Source organism: Streptosporangium sp. NPDC002607, from assembly GCF_053592655.1.
On sequence record NZ_JBSFWD010000038.1, the window covers coordinates 26819 to 52009 of the forward strand.

The following is a 25191-nucleotide window of genomic DNA, read 5'->3' on the forward strand; positions in this document are numbered from 1 at the left end:
GCCGTTCCAGCCGCTAGCGGTCTCCCGCCACCGTGTCGCGCAGGCTGCGTACGGCGGAGTCGACCCGCTCCAGCGTCTCGTCGGCGCAGGCCCCGGAATCGCCGGGTCTCCGCCCCGCGCGGACGTCCCTGGCGATGCCCTCCAGGGACTCCGCCAGGGCCTGGACCGCCGCCCGCGGCGGGGGCGGCGCGCCGCGCCCGGTGCGCGCGACGGTGGCGGCGGTCGCGTCGGCCACCCGTTCCAGCGCGGTCATCGCGGGCATCCAGGTGGTGACGCGTCTGCTGATCACAGGTGGCTCGGTCATCGCCCGCTGGAAGACAGTCCGCAGGTCGGCCAGGGCGTCGTACACCCTGCGGAGGAGCAGCGCCCTGCCGGGGTACTCGGGGTCGAAGGCGTACCTGAGGTAGTTCGCGGTGGCCGACACCGCGTCGGCGAACCGAGGTCCGACCGGTGCCTCCCAGCTCCCGGGCCACGGCAGGTACCCCAGCAGCAGGACGATCACGCATCCGACCAGCGTGTCCACGATCCGGGTCCTGCCCAGTTCCGGCCCCCCGCGGGTCAACAGGTCCACCAGGAACAGAACCAGCGGCGCCTGGAAGGTCGACATCAGACCCCAGTTGCGCTGCATGCCGTAGGGCAGGAGCGCCGCGCACACCGCGATGGGGATCAGCAGCAGCGGGCCGTACGGCACCAGGAGAAGGACCAGGGTGCCGATCACCGTACCCGCGACGGTCCCGAGCGCGCGCTGCACGGCGCGCGCGAACACCGACCCGAAGTCGGGCTTGAGCACCAGCGCGACGGTCAGTGTCATCCAGTAGGACCGATCGAACCAGCCGAGCCGGCTGACCGCGGCGGCGACGCCCATGCAGAGCGCGAGCCGGACCGTGTAGACCCGGACGAGGCGGCCGTACCACATCTTCTCCAGAACGGCCCGGAGCCGGGAGCGGTAGCCGACCGGTTCGTACGGCAGTTGGTCGGCCGCGACGTCGCCGCCGGACGCCAGGTCGACCGCCCCCTGGACGGCGGAGGAGAGGGCGCGTACGGCGGGTGAGTCGCCCTCGTGGCACACCGCCCGCGGCGCGGGCCCGCCGGTGAGCGACGCGGCGACGCCCCCGACGGCGGACGCCGATTCCTCGGGCGGCTCGCGCCCCTCGTGGCACAGCGAGAGCAATGCGTTGCGGATCAGCGAGGCCTGGTTCAGCAGGGCGACCAGCCGGGTGCGCCCGGGATCCAGCCCCACCGCCGGGGAGCGGGCGCCGAGGACAGTGTCGTAGGCGTTCCTGAGCACGGTGTCGAACGCGGCCAGGGCGTCGGCGCCGCGATCGGTGAACAGCAGGCCGAGGGCCCGGTACACCTCGGCCACCGCGGTCTCCTCCGGCGCGCGCGGGTGGAGGGGCCAGTCGGCGACCCCCAGCGCGATCACCCACAGCACGCCCAGCAGGAACGTCAGCGCGTTCAGGCCGGGCGGTCCCGGCAGCGCTATGCCGCCGGCGATCACGGTCATCACCAGCAGTTGCAGCCCGGCCGCCGAGCCCGTGCCCCCACTCGTGCTGATCAGTGCGGACAGCACGGAAACGGCCACCATGACCGGCACCACCCACCAGCCGTGGTCGCGGACCGCGGCCCCGATGAGATATCCCAGCGCCCCGGCGGCGCCGGCCGCGCCCATCCGGATGATCCTGGCCCGGTACGGGCCGCCCCGGTCGGCCGTCCCGGCGTTCATGGCGCCCATGGCGGGCAGCAGGCCGGCCGTGACGTGCCCGGCGGCGGCCCCTCCGAGGAGCGGGACGGTCACCGCCACGGCCATGCGCAGCATCGGCCACCATCGAAGCGCCGCGGGTGCCGGCCGGACCGTCTCGACCAGCCAGTCCGGAGCGGCGTCGATCAGCCGGTCGGCGGCCCGCCGGAAGAGCGGGGGCATCGCTCGCCGTGCTCAGTACGCCGGCACGCCGGACACGCCCGGCCCCGAGGTGGTCTCTTCACGGTCCACGGCGCACCCCTACCCGTCCGCCCCGCCGGGTTATCCCCGCGCTCGCCGACGAAGCCTTGACCACCGTGCGCCGCGCCGGGGTGCGCCATCGGTCAGGGGAGGATGGCGTCGACGTAGCCCCCGTCGACGCGGAGCGCGCCGCCGGTGGTGGCGGAGGCCTGTGGTGAGCTGAGGTAGACGACCATGTTGGCGACCTCCTCCGGTTCGATCAACCGCCGCAGCAGGGACTCCGAGCAGTGCTCCCGCATGAAGACGCGCTGGGCCTCGTCCCAGGGCAGGTTCCTGTCGACGAGTTCGTAGACGAAGTCCTCCATGCCTCGGGTGTGGGTGGGACCGACGATGACGGAGTTGACGGTGACACCGCTGCCCGCGGCCTTCTTGGCGAAGCCCCGCGAGACGGCCAGGAGCGCGGTCTTGGACATGCCGTAGTGGATCATCTCCACGGGGATGACGATCGCGGAGTCGCTGGCGATGTACTGGACGCGCCCCCAGGAGCGCGCCACCATCCCCGGCAGATAGGCGCGGGTGAGACGGATCGCCGCCAGGACGTTCACCTCGAAGTAACGGCGCCACTCGTCGTCGGTGATCTCCAGGGCGTCCTGGACCCCGAAGACCCCGAGGTTGTTGATCAGGATGTCGACCTCCGGCAGGATGCCGACGGTGTGGTCCGCGCCCTCCTGGGTGGCGAGGTCGGCGGCGACCGGGACGATCAGCGCGCCGGGGACCTCCGCGCGCAGCGCGTCGCAGGCCCTCTCCACCTTCTCCGGGGTGCGGCCGTTGACGGCCACCGTCGCGCCCGCCCGCGCGAGGCCGGCGGCGGTGGCCGCCCCGATCCCCTCTGTGGATCCGGTTACCAGTGCCGTCCTGCCGGTGAGATCGATGTGCATGCGTCACGTCCTTTGATGCCCGTCGCGGAGCCGTCCCCCGTACGGGCGGGCACTCACGACCGGATGACGAGGTGGAACGGTGCTCCACCGGGCGCCTTCCCGCTGATCCGCTGTTCGTTCCCGGGTTCGCCGGTACGGAAAGCCCGGATGGTGATCATTTTGGGGAAGCGCACGCTTGTGACAAAGGTTTCCGTACCGGGTGGGGGTGTCGTGGTGGCCTGTCCGGGGTCGTCATGCCCGCGGCCGTTCCCGGTGTCCGGCCGCCTGGTCACCGAGGCCGGCCCGGGCAGGAATAACCCTCCCGCTGAGACGTTAAGGGTAGTTGAAATTTCAAACGAAACGGAGGACGGTGAGCACGATGCAGTTCGGGATCTTCACCGTAGGCGACGTCACCACGGACCCCACCACGGGCCGGACGCCGAGCGAGCACGAGCGGATCAAGGCGATGGTGGCCATCGCGCTCAAGGCCGAGGAGGTCGGCCTGGACGTCTTCGCGACCGGCGAGCACCACAACCCGCCCTTCGTGCCCTCCTCACCGACGACCATGCTCGGCTACGTCGCCGCGCGGACCGAGCGGATCATCCTCTCCACGTCCACCACCCTGATCACCACGAACGACCCGGTCAAGATCGCCGAGGACTTCGCGATGCTGCAGCACCTGGCGGACGGGCGCGTCGACCTGATGCTGGGCCGCGGCAACACCGGGCCGGTGTACCCGTGGTTCGGGCAGGACATCCGCCAGGGCATCCCGCTGGCCATCGAGAACTACGCGCTCCTGCACCAGTTGTGGCGTAAGGACGTGGTCGACTGGCAGGGCCGATTCCGCACTCCCCTGCAGTCGTTCACCTCGACCCCCCGCCCGCTGGACGGCGTCCCGCCGTTCGTCTGGCACGGCTCGATCCGCAGCCCGGAGATCGCCGAGCAGGCCGCCTACTACGGCGACGGGTTCTTCGCCAACAACATCTTCTGGCCCAGGGAGCACTTCATCCGCCTGATCGAGCTGTACCGGGAGCGCTTCGCCCACTACGGCCACGGCACCCCCGAGCAGGCGATCGTCGGCCTGGGCGGGCAGGTGTTCATGCGGCGGAACTCCCAGGACGCGGTCCGGGAGTTCCGCCCCTACTTCGACAACGCTCCCGTGTACGGCCACGGCCCCTCGCTGGAGGAGTTCACCGACCAGACCCCGCTCACCGTGGGCAGCCCGCAGGAGGTCATCGACAAGACCCTGACCTTCCGGGACTCCTTCGGCGACTACCAGCGTCAGCTGTTCCTGATGGACCACGCCGGGCTCCCGCTCAAGACGGTGCTGGAGCAGCTCGACATCCTCGGCGAGGAGGTCGTCCCGGTACTGCGCAGGGAGTTCGCCTCCGGCAGGCCGGCCGAGGTGCCGGACGGCCCCACCCACGCGGCCCTGCTCGCCAGGCGCGACAGCGCGGCCGAGACGGGCGAGCAGCCCGTCCCCGCCACCTGAGACATCCGAGTCCACCCCTGGAAAGGAAAAGCAATGGAATCCGTCCGGCTCGTGGTCGTCTCGGCCGGTCTCGGCCTGCCGTCCTCGACACGCCTGCTGGCCGACCGGCTGGCCGAGGCAACCGTACGACGGCTGTCGGGCGACGAGCACCCGGCCGAGGTACGCGTGATCGAGCTACGCGACCTCGCCACCGACATCGCCGCCAACCTGGTGACCGGCTTCCCCGGCGCCACGCTGCGCGAGGCGATCGAGGCGGTGACGGAGGCGGACGGCCTCATCGCGGTGACGCCGATCTTCACCGCCTCCTACAGCGGCCTGTTCAAGTCGTTCTTCGACGTGATCGACAACAGCGCGCTCACCGGCAAGCCGGTGCTGATCGCGGCGACCGGGGGGACGGCACGCCACTCGCTCGTCCTGGAGCATGCCATGCGCCCGCTCTTCGCCTACCTACGCGCGATCGTCGTACCGACCGCCGTCTACGCCGCGTCCGAGGACTGGGGCACCGGCGGGGACAGCCGCGCCGACGACCTCGCCTCCCGCGTCGCCCGCGCGGCCGGCGAACTGGCCGGCCTGATGTCGCACCGGCCCGCCGCCGCCCGGCAGGTCGAGGCCGTGATCCCGTTCGAGCAGCAACTGGCCGCGCTGCGGCCCTGACGAACGGGCGGACACCTACCTGCCGTCGCCGTCCCAGGCGTAGGCCTGGAACGGCGGGTCGAGGGGGGCGTCGATCAGCCGGTTGGCGAACGTGGAGATCGTGTAGGCACCGACACCGAGGACGACCTCAAGGGCGTTCTGCGGCGTGTAGCCGGCGCCGAGGAACGCCCGCGTCTCCTCGTCGCCGACCGCGCCGCAGTGGTCCATCACCGCGAGGGTGAACGACCGCAGCGCCTCCGAGCGGTTGTCCGGAAGGGGCTTCTGGGCCCGCAGCCCCTCGATGATCTCGGCCGGGGCCGCCAGCCTGACCAGCGTGGCGGTGTGCATCGCCACGCAGACGTGGCAGCCGTTGCGGGTGGCGACCGTCAGGATGACGATCTCACGCTCGACCGGGGCGAGGGTGGTCTGCTCGAAGACGGCACTGGCCGTCAGGAACCCCTTGAGCAACTCCGGGGAGGTGGCCATCCGGCCGACCGGCGCGGGGATGAAGCCGAATTTCCGCTCCACCCCCTCGACCGTGGCGCGGGCGGCGGCAGGGGCACTCTCGGCGGTGTGGGTGACGAAGACGTCGTGGGACATGGGGACCTTCTCTCTGGATTCTCCGGGCACGCCGAAGACGGGCCCGGCGGACGCACATCGGGGCAATATCGTCAATGTGGTTGTCTATATAGTAAACACGGTTGACGACTTTGGCAATGATCGGGGCGGCCGATGCCGGCATACCGACCTTGTATGGGATGGCCGTGCACGGCACCATGTGGGGAACGCTCAACGGATTCCTGCACGCGGCCGCGCTGCTGTCGAGCGAGGGCATCGAGGTGAAGCGGTTCTTGGACCATGCCGGCGCATCGGTCTCCGCGCTACTGGCAATCTTGCCGTCGATCGCCGATGAGGTCGATCGTGGCGAACATGCGGCGGAGTACGGGGCGCTCCAGCATCACCTGCCGTCGGCCGAGGACCTGGTCCGGGAGAGCCGAGCGCGAAACATCAATGATGAGTTTCCCGGCTACACCCGGGCCCTTGTGGCCAAGGCTGTCGCAGAGGGCCATGCCAACGACAGCTACTCGCGCCTGGTCGAGCACTTCGGAAGGCAGTGAGTTCCAGGCAGCGAGGGTTCGACTGGGGCCTGTCCAGTAGATCCTGGTGGGGTTCGTCTGATAGATCCGTTCCGTGGATAAGGATCGGTTGAAGCGGCACGATCTGACCGATGAGGAGTGGGCGCGGCCGGGCTCCTGGAGAAAACGCGTTGCGGCCGGTTCCGGAGATCCGGCATCCTCACATCAGGTCAGTCGAGCTTCACCAGGAGGGATCATGCGCCGCCATCACGGTCGGAGCCGTCGCGTCATGCGTGCTCGTCGCCGTATGCGCATGCCCCGGGAGGCTCGTGTGTGACACCCGCCGTCACGACACGAGCCGTCCCGGACCACACGGTCCGAGACGGCTCTTTCTTTGGAGCGGGTGAGGGCGCTGGTGTGCTCGGCGGTTTCATAAGCCGCTGTGGGCGGGTTCGATTCCCGCACCCGCTACCAAGCCTCTGTGGCGCAATGGAGAGCGCGCCTGCTTGCGGAGCAGGAGGCCGCTGGTTCGATTCCAGCCAGAGGTGCCGCGAAACACAAGGTAGAGGGCCGCTCCCGACCTCCGGGAGCGGCCTTCACGATCCTCTGAGTGACTAAATGCGTGACTAAGCTTCTGGATCATCATCAAAGATGCGGTCCATCGCGGTGGCTCCACCTTGAAGAACCGGACGGATGATGTTCCCCGAGTTCCGTGGAGCTGGCTTGGTTGACTGTCATGCCAGCTGGTCGTAGGCGACGAGGAACGGGGCCGGGGGCCGGAAGTCCAGCACCGCCGACAGGGTCTCCCCGACGAACAGCAGGTTCACCGGTGAGTAGTCGCCGTGCACGACCTGCACGGTCAGGTCCACGGGCAGGTCGGCCAGCAGCCCGGGGACGTGGGCCAGCTGGTCGCGGCGCTCCAACAGGGTGCGCTGCGCCACGGTGTCGAATCCGTCGCCGGCACCGGCGTTGATCCGCCCGGCGATGACCTTCAGCAACTGGTCGATCGTCGCGATGATCTCTTCCACGTCGATGTCGCGCCACCGCTGCCCCGCCGACCCCTGCGCCGGGGCCCTGCCTGGCAGGTCGGCGAACAGGGCGTGGATGCGGCCCAGCGCGATACCAGCCTCGGCCAGCTGGGGCGGCGACAGGAGGGTGGAGACGTGGCCGGGCATCCACTCCCACACCGACGCTGGCAGCGGGGTGCCGGCGTCGAGGGTCTGCCCTTCCTGGTTGAGCAGCACATGCGGGCCGGGGATGCCCGCGTCCACCGCCCGGGCCGACAAGGCGATGGCTGCCTCCTCGGCCTGCAGGTCGGTGCCGGCCGGGTAGCTCTTGATGAACACCTCCAGGCCATCGGCGCACACGGCCCGGTAGTTGACGGTGCCCTGCCCGATGGGCAGCTGCTCGATGGTGCGCGCCGTCAGCCCGTAACGGCCTGCCAGGACTGCGGCCACGCGGTCACCCCGCTCGGCGGCCAACGGGATCGTGACGTCAGGCACGTTCCGGCTTACCGGCTCAGGCCGTCAGTTCGAGAAAGTCACGCACGACGGCCGCATGCCGGTGTGCACCGAGCTCGGTGCGCAACTCGTCCAGAGTGCCTGACCCGCGGGCGGAATCAACCCCGCCCATCATGTCTACAGCCTGATGAGCGGTGTGCACTGCGGCGTCCATGTCGCCGAGCGCCAGGTGCGCTTCAGCCTGGCGCGCGAGGTAGATCGCCGTGCCCCGGGCCTCTTTCTCTGTGTCGTACGGATCGTGGTGGGACAGGGCTGCGTCGAAATGCTCCAACGCCCGTCGTGGCTCTCCCAACGTCAGCGCGGAGCTCGCCGCAACCTGGTGCAGTTCTCCGGCCGTCAGCCAGTACATAGCGGGAAGATCCTCAGCGACCGGGCCGGCCCGGTCGTAGGCGGCGAGCGCGGCGTCGATCGCCTGATAGGCCTTGATCGGTTCGGCTGCTTTGGAATGTGCGCGGGCTCGCCGGGCGTGCAGCATGGCCAGCACCCGAGGAGAGGTGATCTTCCGGGAGGTGCTCAGGGCGCCGTCGACGAGGTCCAAGGCGCCGCGCGGGTCGTTGCTGGCGTAGCGGAGGTTCGCCCAGAACGCGAGTGTGCTCGCCCCGACGGTGTCGTTGCCCGCGCTGGCCGAGGCCCGTAGCGCGGCGACGAAATGCCGTTCCGCTGCGGCGTTGTGGCCGGCGTCGTAGGCGCACCAGCCCGCCAGACGGGATGCCTCGGCCGCCGAGGCGTACAGGCCGCGGCCGACGTCCTCGGTGTAGGAGGAGTCCGCCAGGATCCGAGTGATCAGCCGTAGCTCGGTTGTCGCCGCGTCGTAGGTCTGACCGGAACCGACCTGGTCGTCGAGGCGGCGCAGGGCGTCCAAGCGACCATCGGGCAGGGTCACGACTTGCGTGCCAACGCGGCGGCCTGAGGCGGCAACACCCGCTGCGTGCGGGGCGGTACTCCATTGGGCCACGACCGCGGCGAGGGCGCCCGTTGAGGCGATCAAGAAACCGCGTCGATCCATCGGCCCTCCCAACGGTGCGGTCGTCGCAAAAGGCCAACAGCAGCCAGTCCGGCCAACCGCGTTGATGCACCTCGTGCGGGTCGACGTCGAGCAGCTCGGCCATCGCCAGCTGAGCAGTCATCCACGGCACTGTCCCCGCGATCCACCGCGAGAGCTTTTCTTTGCGGGCGGTTAGCGCGCCGTCTCCCCGAGCGCGGTGACGTTCAGCGACCCGCCGTAAGAAATCTTCCGCCGTCCAGCGCTTGCGGGTAAGCAGCGTGGTCAGCGGGTGACACTCCACCGTGTTCACAGATGCGTCGTCCCCTCTGGTCAAGGGTCGGCCCCCAAGTGTGGTGCCGTATACGGGCGCCGGGAATAGCGCCGGGGTAGGAAGCAACACAAGGCAACCGCTCGGCAACGCCAGGCAACGGTAACTCTCTTCATCACGAGCCTGCGATGAGCGACCGTAAGCCCACCAGCGCGTTACCTGGGCATTGCCTTTCCTGCCCGACAGGCTGACGCAGAAAGGAGAGCACCACCGATGAAACTAAGCGACCTCCTCGCCGACCACGACCACCGCGTGATCCAAGGTGATCCCACGGCGACCGACGTCCGGGCCGGTATCGCCTACGACTCACGGCGAATGACCCCCGGATCGATGTACATCGCCATGCGGGGCTCCCGCGCCGACGGTCACCGGTTCATAGCCGACGCCGTGGCGCGCGGCGCCGTGGCGGTGCTGGTCGACCGCCCGATCGACGACAACGTGCCGCCGCACGTGTGTGTGGTGCGGGTGGCAGACACCCGTGCAGCGGTCCCCGTTGTAGCCTCCAGGTACTTCGGTGAACCTGCGCGTGAACTCGCCGTCGTGGCCGTCACCGGCACGAACGGCAAGACGTCGGTGTCCTACATGATCGAGGAGGTTCTCCGCACCGGCCTGAAGGTGCGGGCCGGAGTCATCGGCACCGACGGGTACCGCGTCGGCCACGAGACGATCAAGGTTGACCGGACGACGCCCACCACTCCGGAGTCAGTGGACCTGCAGCACATCCTGCGGCTTATGCGGGATCGCGGCGCAGGCACAGTGATCATGGAGGCGTCGTCCATGGCGCTGACGCTTAACCGCGTCGACTGCGCTGACATCGACGTCGGCGTGTTCACCAACCTCACGCCTGACCACCTCGACAACCACGGCAGCATGGAGGAGTACAAGGCCGCGAAACTGCGGCTATTCGACCAGATGTGCTACTGGGCGGTAGCGAACGCCGATGACCCGGTCAGCGCGGACATCTCCGCGTTGATGCCAACAACGACTACCACGTTCGGCATCGACAACGAAGCGGATTTCCGGGCAACCGACCTGGTGATCGGGCCCGTCGGCACGCGGTTCGTCCTGCACTACGACGGCCGCTGCCTGCCCGCGACGGTGCCGGTCCCGGGCCGGTTTGCCGTACACAACGCCCTGGCCACCGTGGCGACCTGCCACCTGCTCGGCCACGACGTGCACGCGGTCCTCGACGCGCTGGCGTCGCTGCCCCCGATCCCGGGCCGGTTCGAAACCTTCCAAACCCCCAGCGGCGTCTCGGTGATCGTGGACTATGCCCACTCGCCCGACTCCCTGGAGAAGGTGCTGACGACGATCAGAGGATTCGCCCGCCGCCGCATCATCACCGTCCTCGGCGCCGGCGGAGACCGCGACACAACCAAGCGTTCCCCCATGGGTGAGATCGCCGGCAAACACTCTGATCTCGTGGTGGTCACCAACGACAACCCGCGCAGCGAGGACCCCGAGGCCATCGCCGACCAGCTCATCGCCGGCGTGGCGCAGACCGATACCGAAGTCGAGCGGATCCTCGACCGCGAGGCGGCGATCCGGCGGGCGCTGACCGTCGCCGAACCCGATGACACCGTGCTGATCGCGGGCAAGGGCGCCGAGACGTACCAGGTCATCGGCACGATGACCATCCACTTCAACGACATGGAGACCGTGCGGAAACTGACCGCAGACCTGTCAGCCTCCTAACGCTCGCGCCCACTCGACGCGGAAGCGACCTCCTCACCTCGTGCCCGCGGCGGCCCTGTAACGCGGCCCCCCTCGCCGGGCCGCTGGCCCCCCTTTTTTCGCCTGCTGGTTTCCTCCCAGCCTCTCCCCCTTGGGACGTCCTGTGTTCCTTAACCATGCGCGGATTCTGATCATCGGCTTAGGGATCAGCGGTGAATCCGCGGCGGCTATCTGTGCTTCCCGCGGATCCCAGGTCACGGTCACCGATACGCGTCGAGCCGCCCAGCTCCACCCGGCACTGCTGCGGCTCACCCAGTACCCGATCTCCTACCACCTCGGCGGCGAGCCGCCCGAGTGCGCCGACTACACGCTGATCATCCGTAGTCCAGGGGTACCCCGCGACCTGCCGGTCCTCGCCGAGGCCCACTCTCGCGGCATCCCCGTGTGGAGCGAGATCGAACTCGCCCACGCCCTGTGCCCGGCCCCGATCATCGCCATCACCGGCACGAACGGGAAAACGACCACGACCACCCTGGTGGGGGAGTTGCTGCGCGCCGCCGGTCGCACCGCGCACGTCGTCGGCAACATCGGCGCACCGTTCGCCTCCGCGGTCGCAGACATCAGCTGTGACGATGTCGCGGTCGTCGAGGTGAGCTCAGCGCAACTGGAGGACTGCCACTCTTTCCAAGCCTCCACCGCAGTGTTGACCAACGTGCGGCCCGAGCACATGGACCACTACGACTGGAACCAGTACGTCGCGGCGAAGGCCCGCATCGTGCGTAACCACACCCCGGCCGATTCAACGGTCGTCAACTACGACGACGACGTATGCCGGAAGATCGCCGAGCAGGCGGCGGGGCACCTCATGTATTTCAGTACCCGCGCGCTGCCCGACAACCTCAACGGCGTGTTCCTGGCCGGCGACGATGTGATCGCCCAGGACGGGCGAACGCGCACGGCCATATGCACCCGGCAGGAGCTGAGGGTGCCCGGTGCGACCGTCAACCTCCTCGCCATGATGGCCGTCGGGCTGTTGTGGCGCGTGCCCGTGCCGGTGATCCGCCGCGTCGCCGCCGAGTGGTCCGGCCGCGAGCACGTCATCGAGTACGTCACCACCACCGAGCGGGTCGACTACTACAACGATTCCAAGGCGACGAACCCGTGGTCGACCCTGCACGCCCTCGACGCGTTCCCCGGCCGAGGGGTGGTCCTGATCACCGGCGGCAAGGACGACAAGCACGCCGACATGGACCCCCTGGCCGCCGGCCTGGCCGGGCGGGTACGTCACGTCATCACCATCGGGCAGACCGGGTCTCGCATCACCGCAGCCGCGCACGCGCACGGCTTCACCGCCGTCGCCAGGGCCGACACTCTCGCCCAGGCCGCCGAGATCGCCCAGGCCGGCGAGGTCGTGCTGTTCAGCCCAGGCGCGAACAGCAAGGACATGTTCCCCGATCACCGCACCCGCGGGACGTTGTTCAAACAGTACGTGCGGAACCTCGCCATCGACGCCCGGTTGTCGACGAGGTGACGCCATGGACAGGCCCCCACGCTTATCCGTCCACCTCGACGAGGCCGCGGTGCGCGACAACATCCACACCGTTCGCCAGCTGATCACTCCCGCCACCGTCGTGATCGGCGTCGTCAAGGCGAACGCCTACGGGCACGGGCTGATCCCCGCCGCCCGGCTGATGACCCGCCACGGTGTGCAGCAACTCGCCGTGTCCACCACCGCCGACGCCTGCGCCTTGCATGACGCCGGGATCCACGTGCCGATCATGGTTTTGTCGCCTGCCCCGCCCGCCGCGATGGTCGACCTGGTGGCGCGCGGGCTGCGCCCGTCGCTGTCCACCCTCGCCGCCGCTCGCGACCTGCACAAGGCCGGGGCACGCCTCGGCCGTCCGGTGCCGGTGCACCTGGAGTTCGACACCGGGCTAGCCCGGTTCAGGTGGGCGGCCACTGCGGCCAGCATCGACGAGATCACCCGCGTTGCCGCACTTGATCACCTGGTCGTGTGTGGCGTCTTCACTCACCTGAGCAGCGACCAGCCCGAGGCCTACGCTGAGCAGCTGCGGTTGTTCGACCACATGTACGCGCGTGCGGTCGCCGCGTTGGGCTACCGGCCGCCGCGGCATGTGCTCGCCAGTGCGGGACTGGCCACCGGCCTGCACGACCGGACCCGGCTGGAGATGGTGCGTCCGGGCGCCGTGCTGTACGGCCTGGCCCCTTCCTACTCCAGAGAGGCTTCCGCGCTGTCCCTGCGGCCGGTGCTGTCTGTGACGTCCTACGTCGAACACCTGGCGTGCGTGCCGCCGGGCACGCCCATCGGGTACGGGTCGACCTACCGCACCACGGCCCCGACCGTGATTGCCATGGTGCCGGCGGGCTTCGCCGACGGCGTTCCCCGGCAACTCGCCGACGGCGGCCGCATGCTGATCTGCGGCTGCTACGCCCCCGTCATCGGCTGCGTCGGCATGACGCACCTGACCGCCGACGTCACCCACATTCCTCAGGTCACGGTAGGTACCGGCGTCACCCTGCTCGGCGCGCAAGGCGGGCATGCCATCGACGCGCAGGAATGGGCGGCCCTGGCTCAAACGATCAACAGCGATGTCCTCACCCGCATCGCCCCTGTCATCCCCCGCACCGTCACCACACTGCCCCGCGCAGAACGGGAGATCCCCGCATGAGCCTCGACCCGCCGATCACCCTCGGTACCGAGGCGCAGACCCTTGAGCGGTTGCGCGGCGTACTGACCACCGCCCGGATCGCCGAACAGGTCACCATCACCGCCGGGCAGTGGTTCGACGACCAGCAAGGATGCGTCGACACCATTCAGCGCGCCTTCCCCGACGAGCAACTCATCGTGCGGAGCAGCGCACCAGGAGAAGACACCGACAGCGACTCGGCCGCCGGCGTCTACACCAGCATCTTGCACGTGCCCGCCACCGCTCCCGGCGCCCTCTCCCAGGCCGTCCACGCCGTCATCTTCAGCTACACCCGACGCCATGGCCCAGACATCGACGCATTCGAGATCCTGATCCAGCCGATGCTGTGCGGCGTGACGTGCAGCGGCGTCGCGTTCACCCGCGACCTGGGCAGCATGGGCCCCTACCTGGTGATCAATTACGACGAGGGTGAGCGCACCGACACCGTGACCAGCGGGATCGGGACCATCCCGCGCGTAGTGCGTGTTCACCACCAGGCGCCCACGGCGGGACTGAAACCGCCGCTTAACGCCGTGGCCGCGACGGTCCGCGAGCTGACCCACCTCACCGGCCGGCCAGAGCTGGATGTTGAGTTCGCCGCCGACGCCGAACATCTGTACGTGCTGCAGGTGCGGCCGATGCCTGGTGCGGGCCGCGACCACACGGCCAATGATGCCCGGGTGGCCGCCGAGATCGCCCAGGTCAAAGACACCCTTCATATGCACGACCATCCCCGGCCTGGCCTGTACGGCACCCGCAGCGCCTACAGCACCATGGCGGACTGGAACCCCGCCGAAATGATCGGTGCTCACCCCCGGACCCTAGCCCTGTCGTTGTATCAACGTCTGATCACACGTGAGGTGTGGCGCGACGCGCGGCGCCGCCTCGGCTACCACGATTCCGCCCCTCACCACCTCATGGTCACTCTGGCCGGTCACCCATACGTTGACCTCCGGGCCGACTTCACGTCGTACCTTCCCGCCGATCTGGACGACGATACTCTCGACGAGCACGACCGCCTGCTGCTACTGCGCTATGAGGAAAACGGCGGGTTCTGGGCCACCCCTGGCGGGTCTCTGGAGCCTGGTGAAGACCATCACAGCACAGCGCTGCGGGAAGTCCGCGAGGAACTCGGCGTCGACGATGTCATGCTCGGCCCCGAGCTTGCGGTCCGCAGCAAGGACCACTTGGTCGGCGGCAAGCCGGTGCGCCAGGTCGAGAGGTACTACGTCGCCCGTGTCCGAGCCGATGACGTCGATCCTGCGTATGCAACCCAGCCTGACGAGATCCGTGCCTGGCACTGGTGGACCGTCGCCGAGTTGGCCGCCAGCGACCAGACCGTCTACCCGATCGAGCTGGGTGACCTCATCGCTGGATACCTTCGCGACGGCGCCCCAGTCAGACCGCTCGAACTCGCGGGTTGAGCCGGGGGGTCAGGCGGGCGACGACGCGAGCGAACAGGTCGCGGATGGAGCGTGCATCTCAGAGCAGGCCGTCGCGGGCCGCCCTCGGCAGATCGTCCCGCTTGACGGGGCCGCAGCGGAAGAATGGTGGCAGCGGCAGGCCACCAGTGCCGGTCTCGTCCTGCATACAGTGACCTCGACCCCGATCGCCTCCGCCAGAGGCCAGCACCGGGGAACCTCTGGTCGAATCAACCACGCCTGCACCCGTTTCGACGGGACAGCGACCGTCACCGACGCCAAATCCCTGAGAGAGGCCATGCTGAGTGGAATCGGCCGAGGCAAGTCCTACGGCTGTGGCCTGTTGAGCATCGCCCCGTGATCCCTGCACAGGTGGGGTGAACCAAGGTGACCGAACGATAGACCGTGGTCTGCCCGTAAGCGTGGTGAACTGCGTCTTGAAACTTGAAAATTACACAGAGAAGAAAATATGTACTGCTTGCGCAGGCGGGTGGGGCCGTGCCTAGCCATCATAACCACGGGGGACCAATCAGATTCTCGGGCATCCGTCGGACGGCGAGATGCTCCCCGAACAGGCGAGATGAACCGGGGCACCCGGGACTTCTACACGAGTCGGCTGGCGAGCTCCCCGTGATTTCGTTCGTGAGAAGTGACCGCGAATGCTCGCCACTTTCGACCGCACCGAGGTGGGCTGGCGTTCGCGAGAAGTGACCGCAGTCATGGGCTCAGGTCGTTGACATCGACGAGAGTCGGGGTGGTTGTACCAACGGTTTCTGGCCCCACCCCAACGTGGATGGCCCCAGCCAGCCGGCGACCGGAACGGGGACCAACGAGTTTGGCCCCACCCGGCTGCCCCTTGTCGGTGCACTTCCAAGGACCGTCGGCCGCAGCGCTTCGGCGTAGTCGGGTGGCGTCCGATTTGCGCTCAAGCAAGGCCGACTTCGACAAGATCAAGACGGTTCGCGCGCACGCCATGCCATGGGCGGGGGCGACGGCGTCCCGCCACGGTGCGAAACCGCCGTCGGCCCTCCGCCCCAACTCTTGCCTCGCCTATCGAGATTCGATAGATTCTCATCGCAACTCGATAGAAGGACGGGTCATGGGAAAGCTGACAGTGCGTGCGCTTCGCGCCGTGCTCGTGGTGGTGCTCGCCGGCACCGTGTTCGTACAGGCATTTACGGTGTGGGCGTTGGCCAGCGGGAGCGACCCGGAGGACGGGTCGCTCCCGCTGACCCCGCTGCGCGTGATCACGATCCTGGGCATGGTGTCGGCCCAAGTCGCCCTGGTCAGCGTATGGCGGCTGGTGACGATGGTCCGACGCAAAACCGTGTTCTCTTCCGCCGCCTTCCGGTACGTGGACGCCGTGATCGGCGCGATCGTGGCGGCTGCCCTCCTATGGTTCGCGGTCACGGCCCTCAACGCGCCGGGCCAGCGGGCCGACCCGGGCGTCACCGTCATCATGGGCGTCGTCGGCCTGGCCATCCTGGGGGTCGCGCTCATCGTGCTCGTGCTGCGGATGCTGCTCGCCCAGGCCGTCGCGCGCGACGTCGAAGCGGCGCAGATGCAGGCCGAGTTGGACGAGACGATCTGATGCCGATCGTCGTCGACATCGACGTGATGCTGGCCAGGCGGAAGATGTCCGTAGGCGACCTCGCGGACCGCGTCGGGATCACACCCGCCAACCTGGCGGTACTCAAGAACGGCCGCGCCAAGGCGGTGCGCTTCACGACACTCGCCGCGCTCTGCGAGGCACTCAACTGCCAACCGGGCGACCTGCTGCGCTGGGAGGCCGAGGACGCCGCGGGCGGATGACGTGCCCCAGAGCGGGCGTGAAAACGCCTGGCACCACCGGCCTGACACGGCACGTCGACCGCATGGACGTGGATCGCCGATCGCCCGAAGCACTGTCCCGACCTCGTTGGGTAGATTCTGGTTGACGTGCACCGCACCGTCTTGGTCGACGACCGCGACCTGCGAACGTGACCTCCCCACCGAAATCCCCCGTCCTTCCAGCGCGGAAGGGCGGGGGTTCGTCGCTGGGCGGGCAGCCAAGGCTTCGCCGTAGACCCTCAGGGGTGGGGCCAACTCCCGGATCTGGCCCACATTTCGTGATGAATACTGATCCGTAACCCGGTTCGAGTGTATGAAGCTGCTCCGGGTGCAAAGATCATTGTCTGGGTGTCCTGCTCCCTCACCTCGCCGGAGTGGAGCTCGAGCGGGTCATTGAGTCCGCCGCCCTTGTCCGGATCCTGGCCCGAACCAGGACGGGGGCGATGCCTTGTCCGGACTGCGGGTTCCTATCGGAGAAGGTGCATAGCCGTTACCAGCGTTGTCTGGCTGACAAGGCCCTGGGCGATCGCAGGATGGAGATCGTGCTGTCGGTACGGCGTTTGATCTGCGGCGACGCGGCCTGCCTCCGTCGGACGTTCGCGGAGCAGGTCGCGGGTCTCACAGTCCGATACGGGCGGCGGACACCGCTGCTGCAGTCGATGCTGGAGAAGATCGCGGTTGCGCTCGCGGGACGGGCCGGTGCCCGGCTCGCTTGCGGGTTGCGGGCGGCCGTGAGCCGGTCGACGCTGCTGCGACTGGTCATGGCGTTGCCCGACCCTGCCGCGATGACCCCGCGGGTGCCCGGAGTCGACGATTTCGCGTTGCGGCGCGGCCACATCTACGGAACCGTGTTGATCGACTGCGAGACTGGGGCACCGCCGGATCTGCTGGCGGGCCGGGACGCCCAGCCCCTCGCCGACTGGCTGGCTGAACATCCCGGGGTCGAGATCATTTGCCGAGATCGATCCGGCTCTTATGCCGACGGTGCCCGCACCGGAGCGCCGGACGCGGCGCAGGTCGCCGACAGATTCCACCTTTGGCAGAACCTCGGCAAAGCCGTCGAACGTTGCGTGGCCCGGCACCGAGACTGCCTGCGCACCCCCGAACCTGAGCCCCCGGAGCAGACTTCGATCTCTCCGACTTGGGATCCGCCGGAGGCGGAGCTCACCGGGAAGTTCGCTGAACGGGCCCGCCGCCATCACGCCCTGGTCCACGACCTGATCGAACAAGGCCACGGCATGCGTGGCATCGCTCGCCAGCTCGGGTGGGGCCGTCACACCGTCCAGCGGTATGCCCGGGCCGTGACCTGGCAGGAGTTGGTCGACGGAATATGGAAAAGCGTTCGTCTCAGCAAGCTCGACCCGTTCAAAGCCCACCTCCACCAGCGATGGGACACCGGCTGCACCAACGCCAAACAGCTGCACCGCGAGATCACCGCGCTCGGCTTCCATGGCAGTTACTCCACCGTGCGTGACTACCTCGACGGGCATCATGCCCGTGTAGAACCTGTCCTGATCGCCGCACCTGCGCCCACCGTCCGGCAGGTCACCAGCTGGCTGACCCGGCATCCCGACAGCCTGACCGAGGATGACAAAGTGGGGCTCAAACCGATCCTGGAACACTGCCCCGAGCTGCGAGCCGCCGCCGGCCACGTCCGACTCTTCGGCGAGATGCTCACCGAACTGCGCGGCCTCAATCTCCAGACCTGGATCGCCGCCGTCCGCACCGACGACCTGCCCGGCCTCACCTCCTTCGCCAACGGCCTCCAGACCGACCTGGACGCCGTCACCAACGGCCTGAGCATGCGCTGGAACTCCGGGCCCGTCGAGGGCCGCGTCAACCACATCAAGATGATCAAGCGTCAGATGTTCGGCCGTGCCGGCCTGCCCCTGCTCCGCAAGCGAGCGCTGCTCACTGCAGCCGGCCGTTGACCAAGAAGCGGATCGGCAGCCCGATACTTGTGGACATGGTCATCGTCGAAGTCGTTCTGGAGACCGACGAGGCGGTCGGTTTCACTGCCTGGCCGATCGCCGAGCCGTCCAGCGATCGGTTCCTCGCGCTCTCTGGCCAGATGCCCCCGGCTGAAGTTGGGACTGCGATGGCCGTCATACTCAGCTACAACCGACTCTCGGTCGAACCAGTCACCGACCTGACCGGCGCTCAATTGGAACAGCACCTCGCCGAAGCCGAAGCCTTGATCGCCCCAGGCGGACTGCGCTTCCGTGACACCACCACGAACGCCCAGGTCGCGCCCGGTTGCTGCTTCGGCCTGGAGAACTGGCGCGACTGGCTGGACGTGATGCGCGGTCAGGAGCTCTGGCTCGGACACAGCCCAGCGCCACGTCTTGAACACGATGGCCAGTTCATCCGGCTCTCGCCAGACGATCGGGATGATTCTCCATCCCTGACCATCGAGATCAATGTCAACGAGATCCCCGGCCTGCTCACCTCAGCGCAACAGCAGCTCAGCGGATTCCTCAACCTCGCCCAGCAGTGGACCTCCCGCACCACTCCCCAGCTGACCGTCCCGCTCATTGCAGCTCTGGACGAGCACCTGAAGATCAACGAGGCACTCAACACCCCATAGCACGGCAAGTTACAGGCGAGACCAATCGCGGTAGCCCCGCATCCATCACGAAATGTGGGCCAGAACCCAACTCCCACGCGAACTTCGCACCTACCGAAGATCCACAAGTGGGGCCAGTTGCCGCTGGTGAAATCAGGCAGGGTGTTGGCCGAGGTCAGCGGCACCTGCTCGTGTGACGACCAGGTGCGGTCAGAACTGGCGAACATCGACCACACCAGGTCGGAGGTGCGGTCGCCGGTCGCGAACAACTGCGGCCGGAACTGGCGAACAAAACCACATCGCCAGAGCCTTGGTAGTACCCACCTGGCCGACAACTCATCCTTCGAGGCGCGAACAGTCGACAGTCAGAAGAGCCGCTGCATCCACAGCGAACTGATGTACTGGCCGTTCTTGGTGGCGTACTCGCGGAAGGTACCGACTTCTGTGAAGCCGAACTTGCGATGGAGGGCGACCGACGCGTCGTTAGGCATGGCGATTCCCACGACGACGGCGTGGATCGGCTCGTCGGCGATGCTTTCGAATAAGGCTCGATACAGCGACGTTCCCATGCCCCGGCTCCGGCAACCAGCGTCGAGAGCAACGCTGAGCTCAACAGTGTCCCGGAACGCCTCGTGGTTCCGGTAGGGCTGACTACAGGCGTAACCGACTATTCGACCGTGACGCCGAGCGACCAGCAGCCGGTAGGGGCCTGTCGGGGAGAACTGCTCGAACCAGGCGTGCCGCTCGGCCACGCTGGTCGGCCGGGTATCGAAGGTTGCGATCGAGCTTGCCGCCACGTCGTTCAAGATGTCGACGATCCCGGGGAGATCGCTCTCATCCGCAATGACGATCTCAACGGGTTCTTGATCCGCAATCATGCGCACAGTGGTCATTCGTTACACCATGTCCGACTAGCCACCGCCCCGCTACCGCCGTAGCAGAAGCGCCAACCGCTCACCACGTTCCCCACGTGGTCCGGCTATGCCCGAGCGGCCGCGACCTGGCGGGAGCACGGTTCCGCTCACCCCGCACCAGGACGACCACGGCCGCAGACCCGCAGCCGCCAAAAGTGCGGTCACTTCTCGCGAACATAGATCATGCTTCCGGCCGCCAAGTGCGGTCAGTTCCCACGAACAAAACCATCCCCGCACAGGTGGAGGTGAGCCCATCTGATGGCGGCCCCGCGTGTAGGGGCGATCATCTTCCCCACACACTTGGGGGTGAGCCGCTGTGGGGCACGACCGGCATCATCCACCACGGGTTCTCCCCACGCACTTGGGGGTGAGCCGCAGCCCCGGCCACGCAAGTGCCGGAGCTGCCCGTCCTCCCTACGCACATGGGGGTGAGCCGTCCGCACGCGCCGGGCGAGGGCTTCGGCTCCCGTCCTCCCCACGCCCGTGGAGGCAGCAGAGACGGACGTTCCCTGAGCTTTGAGGTCCCCCGAAGCTCTCACCAGGAAGATCAGGCTACCGCTGGGGGGTGCCGGTCCGCAGCCACGACGGCAGCAGCACCTGCACGACCGGGAGCGTCATCACCCGGGCCGCGCCACCAGCGACCGCGAGCGCCCCCGCCACCCAGGGCAGTGCCTCCGGGATCCCGGAGACGGTCACGATCATCGGTAGTGCCACGGCGATCCCGACGCCGGTCTGCAGGATCGTGCGCAGCGCCTGCTTGGTGTCGTCCTTCATACGTTTTCCTTTCAGGGGCAGCCCGCTTGTGGCGGGGTTCGAGACTCACGTCAACGAGGTGCGGCGGGCTCGCTCGCCACGCGCAGCGGACGCGACCTCTGATCAGGCGGAGTCATTGACATCGAGCCGGACCGTGATCCCGGAGATGGCCACCTCGATCCGGTGAACGAGGGCCTCCACGTCGATCTCGCCGTCTCGCTGGGCGAGCGCGCCGACGAGCTCGCGGATGGTGGCGTTCTGGGCGTCGAGCCGCGCGAGGACTTCCCGCTGGCGGTGGTAGCCGTCCTTGCCGTAGGCCCAGACCTGTCTGAGCGCCGTCCTGGGGTCGATCTTCTGACCCGGCGCCAAAATCCCTTCCTTGGCCGCCCATACGTCCTCGGTGACGGTGTGCGACAGCCGCTCATACACAGCGTCGGCGATCTCTTTAGCGGTTGGCATGTCGTCTTCCTTCATCAGCCGGGCGACCTCGGCCAGGAAGGTGTTCATGTTGAGGCTGTGGGGGTCGGGCTTGGAGGCGTTGACCTCCTTGTGGCCCTTCACCACGCTGGCCGGGAGCCGAAGCTCCTTGCACAGCTCGGTACACAGCCGGTGGTAGGCGTCCAGTTGTGCGGGCGGCCATGGCTGGTGGCCGTCGTTCTCCGCCTCGATCCCGAGGCTGCTGGAGTTGTCATGCCGAGTCGAGGTCGACGGGGCGTTGTGCCAGCACCGTCCGGCCGCGATCACGTAGATGCGGCCCGAGCGGCCGAGCCCGAACTGGCTGAGCGGCCCGTCCAGGCCTGGCCGTCCATCGCGCACGACGGCGAGGGAAGGGTAGTCGCCACCTGCGGGTGGGCCCGCGGTGTGGTGGCACACGATCCCGTCGACGGCGGGCTGCGGCCCGTGCCCCCGGCTCTTCCACCCGGCGACCTCGGTCACCGGATACCCAGTACGGCGGGCGACGTCGGCGAGCTGCGTCAGGTACGGCATCTGGAGCACTCCAGCTGGCCGAGGTTCACGGGCTTCCTCCTTGAATGATCAAGTCGATGATCAGAGCGAATAAGGAAAGGCCAAGACCTGCGATCGAGACCAGCAGAGTGAGTTTCCCGTGCGGCCAGCGAGCCGTCTCCAGTACGCGGATGCGCTCCTCGTGGTCGTCGACGCGGGCGACAACGCCGGTGACTTTCTGATCGACCCGGTCGACCTTGCTGTCGACCTGGGCGACCCGCTCACCGACTTCGACGACCTTGCCGTACACGGTGGTCGCCGTGACGACCCCGCTGAACGGATCCCCGGCCGTCATGGTGACCCGACCGGCGTCGCTTCCGAGGTGCTGGCCGGCGCACTGCGGCGAGGGTCAACAGGGTGCTGCTCGGAGTCTCGTAGGGCCTCGGCCTGCTCGGCGGGAGTAAGCAGATCGAACGCCGCTTTCATCGCACTCACCGCGTCACCTCCTCTCCGGTGCGCTCGGTCGGGATGTAGCCGCTCAGGCGGCGCGCGCTCGCCTCGGGGAGCCCCGGCGCGGTGAGCGCGTCGAAGTCGTTCTTCGCCCGGCCTGCCTCCGCCGCCTCCAGCTCCGCCACATACTCGGCCTTATCGGCCTGGAGGGCGGCCAGGTTCTGCTCGTACTCTTCGGCGGTGATCTCAACGGCGCCGCCAGGCAGCGGGGTGACCTGCTGCGCGGACTCGCGGATCTCCCCCACCGACCCGTTCGGGGCGCGGAAGTGCCGCACGTACTCCTGCTCAGCTGCCAATGCCATGGGGTCCACCTTTCAAAGGGCGATCAGTACGGCGCGGATGAACGTCTGAATGCGGTTGTAGGTGGCGCCGCCAAGACCGAACCCAAGGCCGATGACGAGGTCGACGTTGACCGTGGCCCCCGCCGGGATGATCGTGTTGCCCAGCACCTTCACCGTTTGCGTGTGGACGTCGTTAACCGCTGCCGAACCCCGGTTCTCGAATCGGTATGTCTCGTCGCCGTACATGAACTGCCCCGCCCGGCCTCCGGGCGGCAGAACAAAGTCGACGTCGAGCTCGGCCACGGTGATCGCGATCGCGTCGCGGCACGGGTCGGGGTTGGTCACCGTCAGGCTGCGTGTCTCGACGGTCGTGCCGCCGACGGTCGTGGTCGCCGGCACCGCTGTGGGCGTGCACGTCTGGTTGAGGCTGGTGGTGAAGTACTGGGCCTTACCTCTCGGTTCGGACCGCAGGTTGCCCGCCGAGTCGCAGTAGACCAGGCCACCCTGAGCCTTGACGTCACACGGGTACGGCCAAGCGCTGACCGCAGCCGCCAACGGCACCCCTGCGGTGCCGTCGCCGACCAGACCGCAGCTGATCTCAAGCTCGGCCAGCGCAGCGGGCGGCGCGTACAGGCCGCCGTCCGGAGCGAGGACGACCTGATTGCCGGCCTGCGGGGAGATGTCCACCTCGATCACGCCGGTCGCCGGGTCGTAGTCGATGCCGTCGCCGGCTGACAGGCAGGTCCGCACGTCGGCGCATTCGACGTAGAGGCCGTCCTGGCCTTCATGGAGGAGGTTGCGCCTCCGCCGGGCGGCGCCGCATCCACGATGACGTTCGCCGTCACCTCATACGGGTTGGCCGCCGACCCATCACCCGTCAGTGCCAGATCCACGGTCGGCGTGTCAGCCACCGTGAGAGCCGTGTCGCCTTCCCCACCGGGCGGGACGAAAATGCCGCCGTGGCCGAACACCCCGATACGGGAGGCGCTCCAGTGCGGCCTTCCTCGTCGAAGGCCCGGATCCATGCCGGCTCCGGGCATCGGGAACAGCCTCGGCTGCTCGGTCAGGGCCCCGGCGAGTTTGTGATCGGCCATCCCGGACGACAGGACGACGGCCGTGGCCGCGCCGCCGGTGATCAGCGCGCGTATGAGAGCCTTCACGTTCCTTGATACCCGGCCCGCGCCCGGAAAGGTTGGCACCAGACCGGTTGATCTCATGCGCGTGTGGACGACACGGTGGACGGACCGCACGCCCAGGGAACTGGGAGGGCTGCGGGTCACCCACGCCCGGGTCCGGGGTCTACCGGTCGATCCGGTAGACGTAGTGGGCGCGGTCGTCGATCGGGTTGTCCGGTTCCAGCTCACCCTCGGCCACCCGGCGCAGCCCGGCCTTCTCCAGCGCCCGCCAGGACGCGCGGTTGGCCGCCGACACCGGGACCAGGACGCAGGAGGCGGCCGGGGACTCCGCCCAGGTCCGCTCGATGACCGTCCGGATCATCAGCGTCCCGAGGCCGCGCCCGACCTGCGCCGGATCGCCGATCAGGTAGTCGATGCTCATCGCCCCCTCGGGGACGGCGACGATGGCTGCCAGCTCGGCGATGTACTCGGGGTAGTCTGCGTACCTCGACCGCTGGACCAGGCCGAGCGGCCGTCCGTCGAGAAAGACCAGCAGGTCTTCGGACGGCTCCTCTCCCCTGGCGGCGGGGCCGAAGTCGCGGGCCACCGCCTCAGGAGAGGTCTCGTGGTGCCACCAGCGGGCCACGTGCGGCTGCTGCAGCCACTCGCGCAGCAGCGGGAAGTCCTGCTCGGTGAGGCGACGCCAGGTGACCGACCGGTTGCTCCTGGGTTCCGGACTGGGCATGATGCCGACGGTAGCAAGCGCCTCCGACCGCTGGCATCCCATTTCCTCGGTGCTGCCGGGTGACCGGCCCGTTCTCCACGGTGACGTGCAGCGCGACCACTGCCTCCTGGTCGCCCTCCCCGATCCTGCGGAAAGAGTGGCACGCGTGGACATGTCTTCATGAGTCGTCATAACGGGCAACCTGAACGACCAGCAAGAATGACGGCGGCTCTACCCCGCGCGGGCGGCGGTGATGAAATCCCTGATGAGCCCGGAGTCCTTGACCCCGGGCGCGACCTCCACGCCGCTCGACACGTCGACTCCCCAGGGTCGGGCCGCGGTGATCGCCTCGGCCACGTTCGACGGGGTCAGGCCCCCCGCCAGCAGCCAGCGGCCCTCCGGGCGCCCGCGCACGGCCGCCCAGTCCCACGGCTCCCCCGAGCCCGGCCTGGGCGCGTCCACGATGAGCAGGTCCTCGTCGAGGGCGCCGCAGCGCAGGTCGGTGCTCGCGGCCCCGGCGCGGACCAGCGTGACGCCGAGGTCCTTCAGCGCGGTGAAGTCCGCGTGCGGGTGCTCGCCGTGCAGCTGGACGGCGCGTACCCCTGACTCCAGGGTGGCCGCCCTGACCTCCTCGGTGGGCTCGCCGGCGAACACCGCCACGGTCAGCACGTGCGGGGGGACCGCCGAGGCCAGTTCGCGCGCCCGCGCCGGGGTGACCCGCCGCGAGCTCCTGGTGAGAACGAATCCGATGGCGTCGGCGCCCGCCTCGACGGCGGCCGCCACATGTCCGGGCTCACGCAGCCCGCAGATCTTCACATACACCCTCCGTACGTTAGCCCGTTCTCCGCCCATGGCCGGTT

26 protein-coding genes and 2 tRNA genes are annotated in these 25191 nt (G+C 68.4%); 14 read left to right on the plus strand and 14 right to left on the minus strand.

Annotation, left to right across the window (positions count from 1 at the left end; translation table 11 throughout):
* Window positions 1-13 precede the first annotated feature (13 nt).
* The gene (locus ACWD3H_RS33445) at window positions 14-1921 is read right to left on the minus strand and encodes an FUSC family protein (protein WP_451957825.1); all 1908 of its coding nucleotides are present in this window, start codon (window positions 1919-1921) and stop codon (window positions 14-16) included.
* Between the two features lie 161 nt (window positions 1922-2082).
* Window positions 2083-2877, minus strand: a complete 795-nt coding sequence (locus tag ACWD3H_RS33450; RefSeq protein ID WP_451957826.1) for an SDR family NAD(P)-dependent oxidoreductase — start codon at window positions 2875-2877, stop codon at window positions 2083-2085.
* Window positions 2878-3235: 358 nt separating this feature from the next.
* On the opposite strand from ACWD3H_RS33450, the gene ACWD3H_RS33455 reads away from it, so the two are divergent.
* Window positions 3236-4348: an LLM class flavin-dependent oxidoreductase gene (locus ACWD3H_RS33455; RefSeq protein ID WP_355551134.1), complete on the plus strand. Its 1113-nt coding sequence runs from the start codon at window positions 3236-3238 to the stop codon at window positions 4346-4348.
* 33 nt (window positions 4349-4381) lie between these two features.
* Entirely contained in the window at window positions 4382-5002 is a 621-nt protein-coding gene (locus ACWD3H_RS33460; RefSeq protein WP_355551071.1) for an FMN reductase, read from the plus strand.
* A 15-nt stretch (window positions 5003-5017) separates the two neighbouring features.
* On the opposite strand, the gene ACWD3H_RS33465 is transcribed toward ACWD3H_RS33460, so the two are convergent.
* The gene (locus ACWD3H_RS33465; protein ID WP_355551069.1) at window positions 5018-5581 is read right to left on the minus strand and encodes a carboxymuconolactone decarboxylase family protein; all 564 of its coding nucleotides are present in this window, start codon (window positions 5579-5581) and stop codon (window positions 5018-5020) included.
* A gap of 101 nt (window positions 5582-5682) precedes the next feature.
* On the opposite strand from ACWD3H_RS33465, the gene ACWD3H_RS33470 reads away from it, so the two are divergent.
* The 3 genes from ACWD3H_RS33470 (at window position 5683) to ACWD3H_RS33480 (ending at window position 6605) form a co-directional block, all read left to right on the plus strand.
* Window positions 5683-6099, plus strand: a complete 417-nt coding sequence (locus tag ACWD3H_RS33470; protein ID WP_451957827.1) for an imine reductase family protein — start codon at window positions 5683-5685, stop codon at window positions 6097-6099.
* A gap of 356 nt (window positions 6100-6455) precedes the next feature.
* Window positions 6456-6531: transfer RNA gene (locus tag ACWD3H_RS33475), tRNA-Met, on the plus strand.
* Window position 6532: 1 nt separating this feature from the next.
* Window positions 6533-6605, plus strand: a tRNA-Arg gene (locus ACWD3H_RS33480).
* A gap of 186 nt (window positions 6606-6791) precedes the next feature.
* Here the strand turns inward: ACWD3H_RS33480 and ACWD3H_RS33485 are convergent.
* The gene (locus ACWD3H_RS33485; RefSeq protein WP_451957828.1) at window positions 6792-7559 is read right to left on the minus strand and encodes a phosphotransferase enzyme family protein; all 768 of its coding nucleotides are present in this window, start codon (window positions 7557-7559) and stop codon (window positions 6792-6794) included.
* A 16-nt stretch (window positions 7560-7575) separates the two neighbouring features.
* Window positions 7576-8583: a hypothetical protein gene (locus ACWD3H_RS33490; protein WP_451957829.1), complete on the minus strand. Its 1008-nt coding sequence runs from the start codon at window positions 8581-8583 to the stop codon at window positions 7576-7578.
* 520 nt (window positions 8584-9103) lie between these two features.
* Between ACWD3H_RS33490 and ACWD3H_RS33495 the strand changes: the two genes are divergently transcribed.
* From ACWD3H_RS33495 to ACWD3H_RS33535, 9 genes are all read left to right on the plus strand, one after another.
* The gene (locus ACWD3H_RS33495) at window positions 9104-10585 is read left to right on the plus strand and encodes a UDP-N-acetylmuramoyl-L-alanyl-D-glutamate--2,6-diaminopimelate ligase (RefSeq protein WP_451957830.1); all 1482 of its coding nucleotides are present in this window, start codon (window positions 9104-9106) and stop codon (window positions 10583-10585) included.
* A gap of 142 nt (window positions 10586-10727) precedes the next feature.
* Window positions 10728-12095 carry a UDP-N-acetylmuramoyl-L-alanine--D-glutamate ligase gene (gene murD / locus ACWD3H_RS33500; RefSeq protein WP_451957831.1) on the plus strand — a complete coding sequence of 456 codons (1368 nt, stop codon included), beginning with the start codon at window positions 10728-10730 and terminating at the stop codon, window positions 12093-12095.
* 4 nt (window positions 12096-12099) lie between these two features.
* Entirely contained in the window at window positions 12100-13254 is a 1155-nt protein-coding gene (gene alr / locus ACWD3H_RS33505; protein WP_451957832.1) for an alanine racemase, read from the plus strand.
* Entirely contained in the window at window positions 13251-14696 is a 1446-nt protein-coding gene (locus ACWD3H_RS33510; RefSeq protein WP_451957833.1) for an NUDIX domain-containing protein, read from the plus strand. Before alr ends, ACWD3H_RS33510 begins: the two co-directional genes overlap by 4 nt.
* Window positions 14632-15054 carry a type I-E CRISPR-associated protein Cas6/Cse3/CasE gene (gene cas6e, locus ACWD3H_RS33515; protein WP_451957834.1) on the plus strand — a complete coding sequence of 141 codons (423 nt, stop codon included), beginning with the start codon at window positions 14632-14634 and terminating at the stop codon, window positions 15052-15054. The genes ACWD3H_RS33510 and cas6e overlap by 65 nt, the downstream gene beginning before the upstream one ends.
* A 738-nt stretch (window positions 15055-15792) precedes the next feature.
* Window positions 15793-16284 carry a DUF2975 domain-containing protein gene (locus ACWD3H_RS33520; RefSeq protein ID WP_350958328.1) on the plus strand — a complete coding sequence of 164 codons (492 nt, stop codon included), beginning with the start codon at window positions 15793-15795 and terminating at the stop codon, window positions 16282-16284.
* Entirely contained in the window at window positions 16284-16505 is a 222-nt protein-coding gene (locus ACWD3H_RS33525) for a helix-turn-helix domain-containing protein (protein ID WP_343980091.1), read from the plus strand. The genes ACWD3H_RS33520 and ACWD3H_RS33525 overlap by 1 nt, the downstream gene beginning before the upstream one ends.
* 392 nt (window positions 16506-16897) lie before the next feature.
* Complete coding sequence (locus tag ACWD3H_RS33530; RefSeq protein WP_451957835.1) at window positions 16898-18454, plus strand: ISL3 family transposase; 1557 nt, start codon at window positions 16898-16900, stop codon at window positions 18452-18454.
* 35 nt (window positions 18455-18489) lie between these two features.
* Window positions 18490-19110: a hypothetical protein gene (locus tag ACWD3H_RS33535; RefSeq protein ID WP_451957836.1), complete on the plus strand. Its 621-nt coding sequence runs from the start codon at window positions 18490-18492 to the stop codon at window positions 19108-19110.
* Window positions 19111-19454: 344 nt separating this feature from the next.
* Here ACWD3H_RS33535 and ACWD3H_RS33540 read toward each other — a convergent pair whose 3' ends face one another.
* From ACWD3H_RS33540 to ACWD3H_RS33580, 9 genes are all read right to left on the minus strand, one after another.
* Window positions 19455-19982 (minus strand): N-acetyltransferase family protein, encoded by a 528-nt coding sequence (locus tag ACWD3H_RS33540; protein WP_451957837.1) that lies wholly within the window; start codon window positions 19980-19982, stop codon window positions 19455-19457.
* 573 nt (window positions 19983-20555) lie between these two features.
* On the minus strand, window positions 20556-20777 hold the full coding sequence (locus ACWD3H_RS33545; RefSeq protein ID WP_451957838.1) for a hypothetical protein: 222 nt from the start codon (window positions 20775-20777) through the stop codon (window positions 20556-20558).
* 102 nt (window positions 20778-20879) lie between these two features.
* Window positions 20880-21743 carry a peptidoglycan recognition protein family protein gene (locus tag ACWD3H_RS33550; protein ID WP_451957839.1) on the minus strand — a complete coding sequence of 288 codons (864 nt, stop codon included), beginning with the start codon at window positions 21741-21743 and terminating at the stop codon, window positions 20880-20882.
* Between the two features lie 25 nt (window positions 21744-21768).
* On the minus strand, window positions 21769-22011 hold the full coding sequence (locus ACWD3H_RS33555) for a hypothetical protein (RefSeq protein WP_451957840.1): 243 nt from the start codon (window positions 22009-22011) through the stop codon (window positions 21769-21771).
* Window positions 22012-22192: 181 nt separating this feature from the next.
* Window positions 22193-22513: a hypothetical protein gene (locus ACWD3H_RS33560; protein WP_451957841.1), complete on the minus strand. Its 321-nt coding sequence runs from the start codon at window positions 22511-22513 to the stop codon at window positions 22193-22195.
* A 12-nt stretch (window positions 22514-22525) separates the two neighbouring features.
* Window positions 22526-23242 (minus strand): hypothetical protein, encoded by a 717-nt coding sequence (locus ACWD3H_RS33565; protein ID WP_451957842.1) that lies wholly within the window; start codon window positions 23240-23242, stop codon window positions 22526-22528.
* Window positions 23185-23709, minus strand: coding sequence for a hypothetical protein (locus ACWD3H_RS33570; protein WP_451957843.1), 525 nt, complete (start codon window positions 23707-23709; stop codon window positions 23185-23187). Before ACWD3H_RS33570 ends, ACWD3H_RS33565 begins: the two co-directional genes overlap by 58 nt.
* An 82-nt stretch (window positions 23710-23791) precedes the next feature.
* Window positions 23792-24352: a GNAT family N-acetyltransferase gene (locus tag ACWD3H_RS33575; protein ID WP_451957844.1), complete on the minus strand. Its 561-nt coding sequence runs from the start codon at window positions 24350-24352 to the stop codon at window positions 23792-23794.
* 210 nt (window positions 24353-24562) lie between these two features.
* Window positions 24563-25153 (minus strand): phosphoribosylanthranilate isomerase, encoded by a 591-nt coding sequence (locus ACWD3H_RS33580; RefSeq protein WP_451957845.1) that lies wholly within the window; start codon window positions 25151-25153, stop codon window positions 24563-24565.
* Window positions 25154-25191 lie beyond the last annotated feature (38 nt).

Bases quoted from the DNA above. Each gene is read 5' to 3' on its own strand.
- ACWD3H_RS33445 (WP_451957825.1), bottom strand. From the start codon at position 1,921: ATGCCCCCGCTCTTCCGGCGGGCCGCCGACCGGCTGATCGACGCCGCT.
- ACWD3H_RS33535 (WP_451957836.1), top strand. From the start codon at position 18,490: ATGGTCATCGTCGAAGTCGTTCTGGAGACCGACGAGGCGGTCGGTTTC.
- ACWD3H_RS33450 (WP_451957826.1), bottom strand. From the start codon at position 2,877: ATGCACATCGATCTCACCGGCAGGACGGCACTGGTAACCGGATCCACA.
- ACWD3H_RS33570 (WP_451957843.1), bottom strand. From the start codon at position 23,709: ATGAGATCAACCGGTCTGGTGCCAACCTTTCCGGGCGCGGGCCGGGTA.
- ACWD3H_RS33455 (WP_355551134.1), top strand. From the start codon at position 3,236: ATGCAGTTCGGGATCTTCACCGTAGGCGACGTCACCACGGACCCCACC.
- alr (WP_451957832.1), top strand. From the start codon at position 12,100: ATGGACAGGCCCCCACGCTTATCCGTCCACCTCGACGAGGCCGCGGTG.
- ACWD3H_RS33560 (WP_451957841.1), bottom strand. From the start codon at position 22,513: ATGGCATTGGCAGCTGAGCAGGAGTACGTGCGGCACTTCCGCGCCCCG.
- ACWD3H_RS33510 (WP_451957833.1), top strand. From the start codon at position 13,251: ATGAGCCTCGACCCGCCGATCACCCTCGGTACCGAGGCGCAGACCCTT.
- ACWD3H_RS33520 (WP_350958328.1), top strand. From the start codon at position 15,793: ATGGGAAAGCTGACAGTGCGTGCGCTTCGCGCCGTGCTCGTGGTGGTG.
- ACWD3H_RS33575 (WP_451957844.1), bottom strand. From the start codon at position 24,352: ATGCCCAGTCCGGAACCCAGGAGCAACCGGTCGGTCACCTGGCGTCGC.
- ACWD3H_RS33495 (WP_451957830.1), top strand. From the start codon at position 9,104: ATGAAACTAAGCGACCTCCTCGCCGACCACGACCACCGCGTGATCCAA.
- ACWD3H_RS33550 (WP_451957839.1), bottom strand. From the start codon at position 21,743: ATGCCGTACCTGACGCAGCTCGCCGACGTCGCCCGCCGTACTGGGTAT.
- ACWD3H_RS33545 (WP_451957838.1), bottom strand. From the start codon at position 20,777: ATGAAGGACGACACCAAGCAGGCGCTGCGCACGATCCTGCAGACCGGC.
- ACWD3H_RS33490 (WP_451957829.1), bottom strand. From the start codon at position 8,583: ATGGATCGACGCGGTTTCTTGATCGCCTCAACGGGCGCCCTCGCCGCG.
- ACWD3H_RS33460 (WP_355551071.1), top strand. From the start codon at position 4,382: ATGGAATCCGTCCGGCTCGTGGTCGTCTCGGCCGGTCTCGGCCTGCCG.
- ACWD3H_RS33540 (WP_451957837.1), bottom strand. From the start codon at position 19,982: ATGACCACTGTGCGCATGATTGCGGATCAAGAACCCGTTGAGATCGTC.
- ACWD3H_RS33525 (WP_343980091.1), top strand. From the start codon at position 16,284: ATGCCGATCGTCGTCGACATCGACGTGATGCTGGCCAGGCGGAAGATG.
- ACWD3H_RS33465 (WP_355551069.1), bottom strand. From the start codon at position 5,581: ATGTCCCACGACGTCTTCGTCACCCACACCGCCGAGAGTGCCCCTGCC.